This window comes from Bradyrhizobium sp. USDA 3311 (genome assembly GCF_054062495.1).
Map to the genome: position 1 here is coordinate 4008544 of NZ_JBSSFI010000001.1, position 12788 is coordinate 4021331.

A 12788-nucleotide genomic window follows, 5' to 3' on the forward strand; every position below is an offset into this window, starting at 1 on the left:
AAACGGAGAGCTTTGGTGTTGGAAGTCAGCGGGCTGGTGAAGCGGTTTGGCGGCTTCACCGCCGTGAACAACGTATCGTTTCGGGTCGACCAGGGCGAGATCCTCGGCCTGATCGGCCCGAACGGTTCGGGCAAGAGCACGATCTTCAACATGCTCTCCGGCACGCTGGCGCCGACCTCCGGGTCGATCCTGTTCGCCGGGCACGAGATCGCGGGCCTCGCGCCGCACCGGATCATCAACCGCGGCATCGGCCGTACCTTCCAGATTCCGCGCCCCTTCCGCCGCCTGACCATCTTCGAGAACGTCGCGCTCGCCGGCTTTTACGGCCAGGGCCGCCACAGCCGCATCAAGGCCGAGGAAGCGGCCGAGCGGTCGCTGGCCATGGTCGGCCTGCCGACCGACCGCCATGCCAACGTTGATGGCCTCGGCGCTGCCGGGCTGAAGAAGCTCGAGCTGGCGAAAGCGCTCGCCACCGCGCCAAAACTGCTGCTCGCCGACGAAAGCCTCGGCGGCCTTGACGAGACCGAGATGGACCAGGCCGCCGACATGCTGCGCAACATCCGCGACGAGCTCGGCATCACCATCATCTGGGTCGAGCACATCATGGGCGTGCTGATGCGGGTGGTCGATCGCGTCATGGTGCTCGATCACGGCGAGAAGATCTCGGAAGGGTTGCCGAGCCAGGTCGCGGGCGATCCCCGGGTCATCGAGGTCTATCTCGGCACCGATGCCGAGACCACGCAGGCTGCGGCTGCCGAAGCGCGCCGCCGCGCGGGAGGCTAGCCGATGCTGGAGCTGCGGTCCGTCAACGCCGGCTACGGTACGTTCCAGGCGCTGTTCGACGTCGATCTCGACGTGAAGGCCGGCGAGGCGGTCGGCGTCATCGGCCCGAACGGCGCCGGCAAGACCACCCTGATGCGCGTCATCTCCGGCCTGATCCGTCCCTCGCGCGGTTCGATCAGGATGGAAGGCGTCGACGTCGTGGCGACGCCGCCGCACAAGATCGTCAGCCTCGGCATTGCACATGTGCCGGAGAACCGGCGGCTGTTTCCGCAGCTCACGGTCGACGACAATCTGAAGATGGGCGCCTTCATGAAGGAGGCGCGCGGCCACTATGCCGAGCGGCTGGAGGTGGTGTTCGACCTGTTTCCGCGCCTGAAGGAGCGCCGCCACCAGATGGCCGGCACGATGTCCGGCGGCGAGCAGCAGATGTGCGCGATCGGGCGCGCGCTGATGTCCAATCCAAAACTACTGCTGCTCGACGAGCCCTCCGCGGGACTTGCGCCGGTCGTGGTGCAGCAGGTGTTCGAGCTGGTGAAGCGGATCCGCGCCCGCGGGCTGACGGTGCTGATCGTCGAGCAGAACGTGCAGCAGGTGCTCCGGGTGGTCGACCGTGCCTATCTGATCGAGGCCGGCACGATCCGCAGCTCAGGCACTTCGGCCGAGATGCTCGCGAGCGACACGGTCAAGGAAGCGTATCTCGGGGTGTGAGGGGCGGGCAGGGGCATGCAGGCATTCCTGGACATTTTCGACATCTACCTGCTGGAGGCCGTGATCAACGGCATCCTGCTCGGCGGCGTGCTGGCGCTGCTTGCGCTTGGGCTCAATCTGATCTTCGGCGTCATCGACGTGACCTGGATCTGCTATGCCGAGCTCGTGATGATCGGCATGTACGCCATGTATTTCATGGTGCAGTACTACGGCGTCAGCTATTTCATCGCGGCGCCGTTCACCATTCTTCTGGTCGCGCTGCTCGGCGCCGCGCTGCATTACCTCGTGATCGCGCCGCTGCTCACCGCGCCGCCGATCAACCAGTTGCTCGCAACCGGTGGCGTGCTGTTCGTGCTGCAGAGCTTTGCCACGGTCGCCTTCGGCATCGACTTCCGCAATCTCGGCATCCGCCTGCCGGTGCTCGCCTTCGGCGACATGAATTTCAGCTACGCGCGACTCCTGTCGTTTCTGGCTGCGCTGGTCGGCATGGTCGCCGTCTACCTGTTCATGACGCGCACCTTCACGGGAACCGCGATCCGCGCGATCTCGCAGGACCGGCAGATCATGGCGCTGATGGGCGTCGATACGAAGAAGCTCTACCTCATCACCTCGGCGCTCGGCGGCGCGCTCGCAGGCCTCGCCGCCTGCCTGCTGGTGCTGCAATACGACGTGCACCCCTTCGTCGGCCTGTCCTTCGGGCCGATCACCTTCCTGATCTGCGTGCTCGGGGGCCTCGGCAATTTCATCGGCGGCTTCATCGCCGCCTTCGTGTTCGCCGAGATCATCTCGCTCGGCGGCCTGTTCTCCGACCTCGAATGGGGCTATGTGCTCGCCTTCGCCTTCTTCATCGTCATGATGTTCATCCGGCCCGCGGGCCTGCTTGCGAGGCGCCGATGATGGGGCAGGGGCGGCTTGCGGCATGGGCGGTGGGACTGGCGGCGCTGGTCGCGCTGCCCTTCGTCTATCGCGATCCATATCATCTGCACATCCTGGTGCTGATCCTGATCTGGTCGTTCGCCTACACGTCCTGGTCGATGATGGGGCGGTTCGGCCTGGTCTCGCTCGGCCATGGCGGCTTCATGGGCATCGGCGCCTATGTCACCGCGCTGCTATGGAATCATCTGGGCTGGTCGCCCTGGATCGGCATTCCCATCAGCATGGTTGCGGCGGGTACGCTGGCGCTGATCGTCGGCTATCCCTGCTTCCGCTTCCGCATCACCGGTCACTATTTCGTGCTGGTGACGCTGGCGCTGTCGGGCATCGTGCTCCAGGTCATCACCGCCACACGTGACTATACCGGCGGCTCGCTCGGCTACACGCCGAACCGCGCCTCGGGCAACAAGCTGCTGGCGCTGCAATTCGACAACAAGACGACCTGGTACCTGATCGCGCTCGGGGTCTGGCTGTTCGGCATCGTGGTCTGGCACTGGGTCGACCGCAGCATGAGCCGCTACGCGCTGGAGGCGATCTCGGAGGACGAGGACGCCGCGGCCGCCGCCGGCGTCGACGTCACCGCGGAGAAGCTGAAGATCACGCTGCTCAGCGCGCTGATGACGGCGCTCGCCGGCGCCATCTACTGCCAGTACCAGATGTTCATTACGCCCGACACGGTCAGCGGCATCGCGGTGTCGCTCCAGATGGTGTTTGCCGCCATCGTCGGCGGCCTGTTCGTCTCGCTCGGTCCGACCTTCGGTGCCGTCATCACGATCCTGCTGGCGGAGAGCTTGCGCATCGGCTTCGGCACCAAGGCGGTCGGCTGGGACAATCTCGTCTACGGCGTGCTGCTGGTGCTTTTCATCATATTCCTTCCCAAGGGTATCCTTGGTAGCGTGCTCGACCGACTGAAGCCGCAACGCAAGGTGCCCCGCGCCCATGAACAAGAAGCCGTCCAGATCGCTCGCCCAGGAACTTGACCGTTACATCACGCCGTTCCGCTACGACGGCTCGGGCAAGTTTCACCTCAAGGCGCACAAGACCAACGAGAAGGGCGATCTCGACAAGGAGAGGGCGCAGGAGATTCTCGACGCCAACAAGAAGCGGCTGATCGAGTTCCAGGAGAAACTCTACGCCCAGGACCGCTGGTCGGTGCTGATCGTGTTCCAGGCCATGGACGCGGCCGGCAAGGATTCCGCGATCAAGGCGATTTTCGAGGGCATCAACCCGCAGGGCTGCGATGTCCACGCCTTCAAGGCGCCAAGCAGCAAGGAGCTCGACCACGACTTCCTCTGGCGCCACGTCACCGCGCTGCCGGAGCGCGGCCATATCGGCATCTTCAACCGCTCGCATTACGAGGAGTGCCTGGTGACGCGCGTGCATCCGGAGATCCTCGCCAAGGAGAAGCTGCCGCAGAAGCTCGTGACCAAGAACATCTGGAAGGAGCGGTTCGAGGACATTTCCGCCTTCGAGCGTTACCTCACGCGCAACGGCACCGTGGTGTTGAAGTTTTTTCTCAACCTGTCCAAGGACGAGCAGCGTCAGCGCTTCCTCGACCGGCTGGAGGAGCCCGCCAAGCAGTGGAAATTCTCCATGGACGACATCAAGGAGCGCGCGCTGTGGCCGCGCTATCAGGCGGTCTATCAAGACATCGTTCGCCACACGGCAACGCCGCATGCGCCGTGGTATGTCGTGCCCGCCGATCACAAATGGTTCGCGCGCGTCGTGATTGGCTCGGTGATCAACGCTGCGCTCGAAAAGCTGGACCTGCGCTTTCCCCGCGCCGACAAGGCCTCGCTGGAGGAGTTCGAAGAGGTGCGCAAGGCGCTGGAGAAAGAAGCGACGGGAAGCAAGAAGCAAGCAAAGTGACAGCCAACAGGACCGCGGACCGCAAGACCGTCAACTTCGCGCTCCAGGGCGGCGGCGCGCACGGCGCCTTCGTCTGGGGCGTGCTCGACCAGGTGCTCGAAGACGGCAGGTTGGCGATCGAGGCGGTCAGCGCGACCAGTGCCGGCGCCATGAATGCGGTGGCGATGGCCTCCGGCATGGCGCACGGCGGCGCGGAGGCCGCGCGGGAGAGCCTGCACGCATTCTGGTACGAAGTGTCGCGTATGGACATGGCGTACGATTTGATGTCGCCGCTGAACCAGTGGATACAGGCCCTGAGGCTGCCGCCGGAATATCATCCGGTCCACGCAATCATCCACACGCTGACGCACACGCTGCCGCCGGGCCTGCTCAATCCCTTTCATTTCAATCCGCTCCGCTCGCTGCTGCAGCGCGTGGTCGATTTCGACCGGCTGAATTCCTCGCCCGAGGCGCCGCAGCTGTTTCTCAACGCCACCAACGTTCGCACCGGCAAGATCAAGGTATTCCAGAGCCCGCTGCTCACGGCGGAAACCGTGCTCGCCTCGGCCTGCCTGCCGCCGTATTTCCAGGCCGTCGAGATCGACGGCGAGCATTATTGGGATGGCGGCTATCTCGGCAATCCCGCGATCTATCCGTTGATCTACCGCAAGGGCAGTCACGACGTCATCATCGTGCAGGTCACGGCGATCCGGCGCAACGAGCTGCCGACCAGTGCAGCCGATGTCCTCCACCGCATCAACGAGATCAGCTTCAATTCGTCCTTGATGCGCGAGATGCGCGCGATCGCCTTCGCCACGCGGCTGATCGACGACGGCGAGCTCGACAGCAACAGGCATAGCCGCATGTACATACATTGGATTGGCAACGACCAGTTGATGTCGCAGCTCGGCACGGCCACGCAGTTCCACCCCGAATGGAGCCTGTTGTGTCGCCTGCGCGACGAGGGCCGCGAGGCGGCGCGAAGCTGGCTGGCGCGAAACTTCGACCAGATCGGAAAGTCCTCGACGGTCGACCTGGCAGACATGTTTCTCTAGGCCAGCCAAGCCGGTCATCGAAAAAGTACGAAAACAACCCCATGCACAGTAGCCGGCGCCAGTGGAATCAATGGCTTGGCGAACGGTCGCTGTTGTTCGGATTTAAAGATGTCCGTTTGACCCGTCGGGCAAGACAGGGGCATGATGTCATCATCGCCGCAGACCGGGCCGGGCGGGCAAAGCGACCTGTCTGCCGCAGGTCGTAGCTGCGATCTCTGATCTCGTAGGGTGGGCAAAGGCGCCCTTGCGCCGTGCCCACCGTCTCTCCACGATCGCGGCTGGCATGGTGGGCACGCGACGAGCCGCGCCTTGCGCGTCTCGTTGCTTTGCCCACCCTACGAGTTTCTCTGCAAGCGGCTTGCTAGTACCCGCGGCCCCACCAGTAGCAGAAGCGCTCGACATTGGCGGGCAGCGCGGTCTCGTAATTCGCCCACTTCTCGTATTTCGGCAGCTTCACTTCCTTCATCGCGGTATCGATGCATTTGCCGGCGTCCGCCGCCTTCTTCACCTCGGCGGAGAGATCCTCCATGTAGGCGATATCGTCCTCGACGTCCTTCTTGGTGCCGAGCCGCCCGCCGGCATTGGGGTGGCCGGGGATCATCCGCTCCCAGTCGAGCGACGCCAGCTTCTTCAGCGAAGCGATATATTCCAGCGGCGAGGCATTGTCGGGGATGTTGCGGAACTGGACGGACTCGATCGGCGCGAAATCGACCACGAAGACGATCTTCTCCTTCGGCAGCCGCATCACCAGCGAATTGTCGGAATGGTTGCGGCCGACATAGTTCAGCTCCAGCGTGGTGCCGCCGAGCGTGATGCTCTTCTTGTCGTCCACCACCTGATCCGGCATCACGACGTCGGCGAGCAGCGCATTCTGCTTCTTCAGCTCGAGCAGGCGCTCCTTGGTCCGCCGATGCGCGACGAAGGTGGCGCCGAGATCCTTGAATGGCTGGCCGCCGGCGATGTGGTCGTAGTGATGATGGCTGTAGACGACGTATTTGATCGGCTGGTCGGTGACCGCCTTGATCGCGTCGATATAGGGCTTCGCGGGTCGCAAGTAGGAGATCGGATCGGTCGCGATCACGCCCTTCGGCGTCACCACGAACATCGACTGATGGCCGCCATAGCGGAAGATGTAGACATTGTCGGTGCCGTCGACCTTTCTGGTGGAGGTCTGCGGCGGGGTTTGCGCGAATGCTGATCCGCTCACGAGGGCAGCGAGAACGGCCATGCAAGTGAATGCTTTCATCTCTGGCTTTCTGGAAATAATGAGGACGGACAATCTCTTCGATACAAACGCTGCTGGAAGGGATTTATTCCGTCGCCCCTCATGCGACCAATCTGTCGCGGGAACGGCCTGGAACACGCCCTCAAATGTGATTTCAAGGCCATTGATCCTGCTTGACAGTTCTATGTCACGGGAGGAGCATGACGTTGGTCGCGAATACGCGACGCGCAACGTCCACCTCATGAGCAAGGGGAGGTCTATGACACCACCTCCGCAGATCCAGCCGCGTTAAGTGCGATGGAGCTCGTTCGGACTATCGCATAGCGGCAGAAACCGCGAACGGCACGCCGGGTCAAGGTTTAGAGGGCTCCATCAGTGAGGCAAGGCCCCTACCTGCCCGGCGCTGTGCTTCGCAGAGCGATTGGCATCACGCTTCATTTCTCCTCCTCCTCCTCACCGTCGTTCCGGAGCCATCCCGGAATGACGGGAGAGGTTTTGGCGTGAGCATCGTGCTGTATCGACGCGCGCCCGCGAGCCGGTATTTCGCCGTGTCGGAAACGGGGTTCCTGCTTCCTGCATCGCGGCAAATGCCAAGAGAATGTCGCCTCCTTGGCCAACTTCCGACACAGCGCCGGGGCGAATAACGACCATCCGACATGACGCACGTGCTTCGGCGGTGACGGCCCCGTCGCCGCCTGCGCATTCATTTTTTCAAGGAATCCTCGTGTCGCATAAGCTTGCCTCGGCGCTCCTCGCAGCGCTCTTCCTCGCCATCTCATCTCTCTCCGGCGCCCAGGCCGAGGCGCGTGCGCCGGCGACCAAGGGTGCGGCCACGCTGTCGCCGGACGAGGCTAGGCGCGCGCTGGAGACGCTGCAGGACGACCAGAAACGCGCGCAGATGATCGACACGCTGCGCGCGATCGCGAATGTATCAGGTCAGCAGCAGCCTGCGCCGTCCGCGCCCGAGCAGAAATCGCCGATCCCGCTTTCGGCCGATGGCCTCGGTGCGCAGCTCCTGCTCACGGTATCGGAGCAGATCGGCGAGATCTCGGGCGAGATCGCCGGCGTGGCGCGGACGCTCACGCACTTCCCGGCCTTCTATTACTGGATCATGCGAACCGCGAACGATCCCGCGGCCTACAACCTCCTGATCGAGATCGCCTGGAAGCTCGCGCTGGTGCTCGGCTGCGCCCTCTCCGCCGAGTGGGTGATCTTTCGTCTGATCCGCCGTCCGGTCGTGTTCCTGGAAGGTCGCGTGCCGCAGGCCGCGCATCTGCCGGCGCAGGCGCTGCCCATTGCAGATCCGCCGTCAACGGTGACCGATGTCACCCCGGAGCCCGAACTGCACAAGCGCCGCCACAGTCTCGTGCGGATCTGGCAGGTCGTGCTGCGGCTGCCCTTTGTGCTGGCGCGCCTGGTGTTCGAACTGCTTCCCGTGTTCGTCTTCGTGGGCATCGCCACCGCGCTGCTCGGAACGGAGATCGGCGAGCCCACGACCGTCCGCCTCGTGATCCTCGCGGTCGTCAACGCCTATGCGTTCTCGCGCGGGCTCATCTGCGTGGTCCGTGCGCTGGCGGGGCCGTCCGGCCTGTTTCCGGTTCGGGCCGAGACCGCGGCCTATATCGAGATCTGGGCGCGCCGCATCGTCGGCGTCGGCGTCTCCGGCATCGCCTTTGCCAATGTGGCGCTGCTGCTCGGTCTGCATCGCGCCGGCTACGCCGCGCTGCTGCGCATGGTGATGCTGGTCGTGCATCTCTTCGTCGTCGTCATCATCCTGCAATGCCGCCGCCAAGTCGCCGAAGCCATTCGCGCGCCCGCCGAGCGGCCGGGGATTGCGGCGCGCCTGCGCAACCGCATCGCCGGTGGCTGGCATTATCTTGCGATCGCGCTCGATCTTGCGCTGTGGGCGGTGTGGGCGCTGAACATCCGCAACGGCTATGCGCTGCTGCTGCAATATTTCGTCGGCACCATCGCGGTGGCGCTGATCACGCGCGTCGCCATCATGCTGACGCTGGGCCTGATCGACCGCGGCTTCCGCATCAAGCCGGAGATCCTGCAGCGCTTTCCGGGGCTGGAAATCCGGGCCAACCGCTATCTGCCGCTGCTGCGCAAGATCGTGTCCAGCGTGATCGCCTTCATCGGCTTCGTGGCCGTGCTCGAAGTCTGGGGCGTGGACGCCATCGTCTGGTTCTATGGCGGCCAGATCGGCGGACGGCTGATCTCGGCCGTGGTGACGATCGGCGTTGCCGTATTCGTCGCTGCGGCTATCTGGGAGATCAGCAACGCGCTGCTGGATCGCCAGATCAATGCGCTGTCCCGCGACGGGCACTACGCCCGCGCCGCGCGCCTGCGGACCTTCCAGCCGATGCTGCGCACCGCGCTGCTCTGTGTGATCGCCGCCGTCGTCGGCCTCACGGCGCTCAGTGAGATCGGCGTCAATGTCGCCCCGCTACTCGCAGGCGCCGGCATCGTCGGCATCGCCATCGGTTTCGGTTCGCAAAAACTGGTGCAGGATCTCATCACCGGCCTGTTCCTGCTGTTGGAGAATACGGTGCAGGTCGGCGACAACGTCAGCGTGTCGGGGCTCTCAGGCGTCGTCGAGAACGTCTCGATCCGCACCATCCGCCTGCGCGCAGGCGACGGTGCCGTGCACATCGTGCCGTTCAGCGCTGTCACGACCATCACCAATGCCAGCCGCGGCGCGGGCAATGCGTCCGTCAGCGTCAACGTGGCCTACAAGGAGGACACCGACCGCGCCGGCCAGATCCTCAAGGATATCGTCGACGAGATGCGCCGCGAGGGCGAATTCCGCGCGCTGATCCGCGGCGACCTCGAGCTCTGGGGCGTCGACAAGGTCGATGGCGCGATGGTGTCGATCGTCGGCCAGATCCGCTGCACCGAGGCCGGCCGCTGGCCGGTCCAGCGCGAGTTCAACCGCCGCATGAAGCAGCGCTTCCAGCAGAGCGGCATCGAGGTCGCATCGGCGACCCAGACCATTCTGATGCACGTCGCGCCGCCGGCTGACAGTGCCGCAAACCTCACGCCGCGGCGAGCTGCAGGATAACGGCTCGACAAACTTCCCCCTTGCCTCCACTCCTCCGGCAGCGTTCACTCCGGCTCCAGCGCGCTGACAACATGCGGGCGGCAAAAAGGGTGGGAGAGAACGATGCGGGGGCTGTGGGCCGGATTGCGCGGTCATCTGATCGTCATTGGCGTGTTGATCGGATGCGCGGCAGCGGCCGCGCCGGCAGGCGCCCAGCCCTTTCCATCGCGCCCCATTACGCTCGTGGTGCCGTTTGCAGCGGGCGGGCCGACCGACACGCTGGCGCGCATCCTGTCCGAGCGGATCGCTGCCGAGCTGCACACGACGGTGGTGGTCGAGAACGTCGCCGGCGCCTCCGGCAGCATCGCGGGCGCCCGCGTCGCGCGTGCAACCCCTGACGGCACGACGATCACCATCGGCCATTGGGGCACCCATGTGCTCAATGGTGCCATCTTCAAGCTGCCCTACGACGTCATCGCCGATTTCGAGCCGGTCGCGGCGATTGCGATGGGGACGCAGCTCATCGTCGGCCGGAAGTCGCTCGAGGCCAACAATCTGAAGGACATGATCGCGTGGCTGAAGGCCAACCCCGGCAAGGCCACTGCCGGGACGGCCGGCGCCGGCACCGGCGCCCATGTGGCCGGCGTCTTCTTCAAGGAAAGGACCGGCACCGACTTCCAGTTCGTGCCCTATCGCGGCGCGGGGCCCGCAATGATCGATCTCGTGGCAGGCCAGATCGACATCATGTTCGATCAGGCCTCGAACTCGCTGCCGCAATACAAGAACGGTGCGATCAAGGCGTTCGCCGTGACCTCGCCGACAAGGCTAGCATCCGCACCTGATGTTCCGACGGTCGACGAGGCGGGCCTGCCGGGCCTCTACATCTCCTACTGGCACGGCATCTGGGCACCAAAGAACACGCCGAAGGACATCATCACAAAGCTCAACGCGGCCATCGTCGCCGTGCTCGCTGACGCTTCCGTCAAGCAGCGCTTTGGCGAATTGGGGCAGGAAATTCCACCGCGGGACCAGCAATCGCCTGCGGCACTCGCCGCCTTCCAGAAGGCCGAGACCGAGAAATGGTGGCCGATTGTGAAGGCCGCCGACATCAAGCCGGAGTAGCGTGTCGCCTCGTAACACGCCCTCATCCTGAGGAGCCTGCGAAAGCGGGCGTCTCGAAGGATGGCCGCAGGCGAGATCGGGGCCTTCATGGTTCGCCCGGCGATGCAAGGCATCGTCCGGAGACACGCGTGCCGCGCTCCTCACCAAGAGGGACAAGGGCTTTGCGGCGTTAACCTTTGCCTCGCGCTTGATCTGCGATCTGCACTAAAATTCTCGCTGCGGTGCGAGATCATATTCGACACATGAACTTCCTATGTCCTTGATCTCCGGGGAGCGCTGGCCGACAATGCTTGCTGTTCAATAAGAAACTCCTTGGGGGAATTCGTGAATAGACCTGCCCGGGTCGCTGCCCAGTCGCCATCGTCCGATCAATCGCACGGCATGACGCTGCTGCGCGATCCCTTGCTCAACAAGGGCACCGCCTTCACTGAGGCGGAGCGCGCCGCGCTCGGCCTGCGCGGCCTCTTGCCGCCCTGCGTGCTGACGATGGAGACGCAGGTCGATCGTGTGCTCACCAATCTGCGTATGCTGCCCACTGATCTCGAAAAATATGTCGCGCTGAATGCGCTGCATGACCGCAACGAGGCGCTGTTCTTCCGCGTCGTCGTCGACAATATCGACGAGATCCAGCCGATCATCTACACGCCGACCGTCGGGCTCGCCTGCCAGAAGTACGGCCTGATCTTCCAGCGGCCGCGCGGCATGTTCATCTCCTCGCGCGATCGCGGCCAGATCGCGGAGATCCTGAAGAACTGGCCCTATCCGGCCAGGCTGATCGTGGTCACCGATGGCGAGCGCATCCTGGGCCTCGGCGATCTCGGCGCCAACGGCATGGGTATTCCGGTCGGAAAGCTCTCGCTCTATTCGGCCTGCGCCGGCGTGCATCCCGAGCATTGCCTGCCGATCGTGCTCGACGTCGGCACCAACAATGAAGAGCTGTTGAACGATCCCTATTATCTCGGCCTGCGCGAGCGGCGGCTCACCGGCGAGGCCTATGACAGCTTCGTCGACGAGTTCATGGTCGCCGCGCGAAAGACGTTCCCGGGTGTGCTGATCCAGTTCGAGGATTTTGCCAATCACTCGGCGTTCAAGCTGCTGCACAAATATCGCGATGAAGCCTGCGTCTTCAACGACGACATCCAGGGCACCGCGGCGGTGGCGCTTGCCGGCCTGTTCTCAGGCTTGCGCATCTCCGGCGGCAAGCTGAAAGATCAGAAGATCCTGTTCCTCGGTGCGGGCGAGGCGGCGACCGGCATCGCCGATCTCGTGGTCTCCGCCATGATGGCCGAGGGCGCCACTGAGGCCGAGGCGCTCCGCCGCAACTGGCTGGTGGATTCCCGCGGCCTCGTCGTCAGCGGCCGGGATGGTCTGTCCGGCCACAAGCTCCGCTACGCGCATGCCGGCCAGGCGCCGATCTCCGACTTCCTCACCGCGATCAAGACGCTGAAGCCGACGGCGATCATCGGCGTCGCCGCGGTCGGCGGCGCCTTCACGCCCGACGTGCTCAAGGCGATGGCCGGGCTCAACGAGCATCCGATCGTGTTCGCGCTGTCCAACCCGACCTCGAAGGCCGAATGCTCGGCGGAGGATGCCTATCGCTACACCGAGGGCCGCGCGCTGTTCGCTTGCGGCAGCCCCTACGACCCCGTGAAGCTCAATGGCCGCACCTTCGTGCCGCGCCAGGGCAATAACTCCTACATCTTCCCCGGCGTCGGCCTCGGCGTCATCGCCACCCGCTCGCGTCTCGTCACCGACGAGATGTTCATGGCCGCCGCCCATTCGCTCGCCGATTGCGTCGGTAAGGAAGACCTCGCGCAGGGCAGCCTCTATCCGGCACTCCCCCGCATCCGCGAAGTCTCGGCCCGCATTGCCGCCGCAGTGGCAGACGTTGCCTATCAGCGCGGGCTCGCCGACGGCCCCGCGCCCAACGACGTGAAGGCTCTGGTCCAGTCGCAGATGTACGAGCCGAAATACTGAGGCGAACGCGCGGAGGCGGCCCCTCGCTCCCTGTAAGAACGAAAGAGAGGATGGAGGGGCGGATCAGGCAACGCGCAGCATCGTCCGGCGCGAT

At 64.4% G+C, this 12788-nt stretch carries 10 protein-coding genes; 9 read left to right on the forward strand and 1 reads right to left on the reverse strand.

The features are described 5' to 3' along the window. The first annotated feature begins 15 nt into the window (after positions 1–15). From ACVWW6_RS19000 to ACVWW6_RS19025, 6 genes are read left to right on the forward strand one after another with little or no spacing between them, the layout of a single operon-like run. Positions 16–783 (forward strand): ABC transporter ATP-binding protein, encoded by a 768-nt coding sequence (locus tag ACVWW6_RS19000; RefSeq protein WP_182869378.1) that lies wholly within the window; start codon positions 16–18, stop codon positions 781–783. Positions 784–786: 3 nt separating this feature from the next. Next, positions 787–1491 carry an ABC transporter ATP-binding protein gene (locus tag ACVWW6_RS19005; protein WP_404521408.1) on the forward strand — a complete coding sequence of 235 codons (705 nt, stop codon included), beginning with the start codon at positions 787–789 and terminating at the stop codon, positions 1489–1491. Between the two features lie 15 nt (positions 1492–1506). Beyond that, positions 1507–2388 carry a branched-chain amino acid ABC transporter permease gene (locus tag ACVWW6_RS19010; protein WP_028176153.1) on the forward strand — a complete coding sequence of 294 codons (882 nt, stop codon included), beginning with the start codon at positions 1507–1509 and terminating at the stop codon, positions 2386–2388. Next, the gene (locus tag ACVWW6_RS19015) at positions 2385–3404 is read left to right on the forward strand and encodes a branched-chain amino acid ABC transporter permease (RefSeq protein WP_456681235.1); all 1020 of its coding nucleotides are present in this window, start codon (positions 2385–2387) and stop codon (positions 3402–3404) included. The genes ACVWW6_RS19010 and ACVWW6_RS19015 overlap by 4 nt, the downstream gene beginning before the upstream one ends. Further along, the gene (locus ACVWW6_RS19020; RefSeq protein ID WP_011089214.1) at positions 3364–4293 is read left to right on the forward strand and encodes a polyphosphate kinase 2 family protein; all 930 of its coding nucleotides are present in this window, start codon (positions 3364–3366) and stop codon (positions 4291–4293) included. Before ACVWW6_RS19015 ends, ACVWW6_RS19020 begins: the two co-directional genes overlap by 41 nt. Further along, positions 4290–5327 (forward strand): patatin-like phospholipase family protein, encoded by a 1038-nt coding sequence (locus tag ACVWW6_RS19025; RefSeq protein ID WP_456681236.1) that lies wholly within the window; start codon positions 4290–4292, stop codon positions 5325–5327. The genes ACVWW6_RS19020 and ACVWW6_RS19025 overlap by 4 nt, the downstream gene beginning before the upstream one ends. A 361-nt stretch (positions 5328–5688) precedes the next feature. Here the strand turns inward: ACVWW6_RS19025 and ACVWW6_RS19030 are convergent, their stop codons facing one another. Further along, positions 5689–6573 (reverse strand): MBL fold metallo-hydrolase, encoded by an 885-nt coding sequence (locus ACVWW6_RS19030; protein WP_456681237.1) that lies wholly within the window; start codon positions 6571–6573, stop codon positions 5689–5691. A gap of 703 nt (positions 6574–7276) precedes the next feature. On the opposite strand from ACVWW6_RS19030, the gene ACVWW6_RS19035 reads away from it, so the two are divergent. From ACVWW6_RS19035 to ACVWW6_RS19045, 3 genes are all read left to right on the forward strand, one after another. Continuing rightward, positions 7277–9616, forward strand: coding sequence for a mechanosensitive ion channel domain-containing protein (locus tag ACVWW6_RS19035; RefSeq protein ID WP_456681238.1), 2340 nt, complete (start codon positions 7277–7279; stop codon positions 9614–9616). A gap of 102 nt (positions 9617–9718) precedes the next feature. Next, entirely contained in the window at positions 9719–10717 is a 999-nt protein-coding gene (locus ACVWW6_RS19040; RefSeq protein ID WP_011089210.1) for a tripartite tricarboxylate transporter substrate-binding protein, read from the forward strand. A 324-nt stretch (positions 10718–11041) separates the two neighbouring features. Next, entirely contained in the window at positions 11042–12694 is a 1653-nt protein-coding gene (locus ACVWW6_RS19045) for an NAD-dependent malic enzyme (protein WP_074077674.1), read from the forward strand. Positions 12695–12788 lie beyond the last annotated feature (94 nt).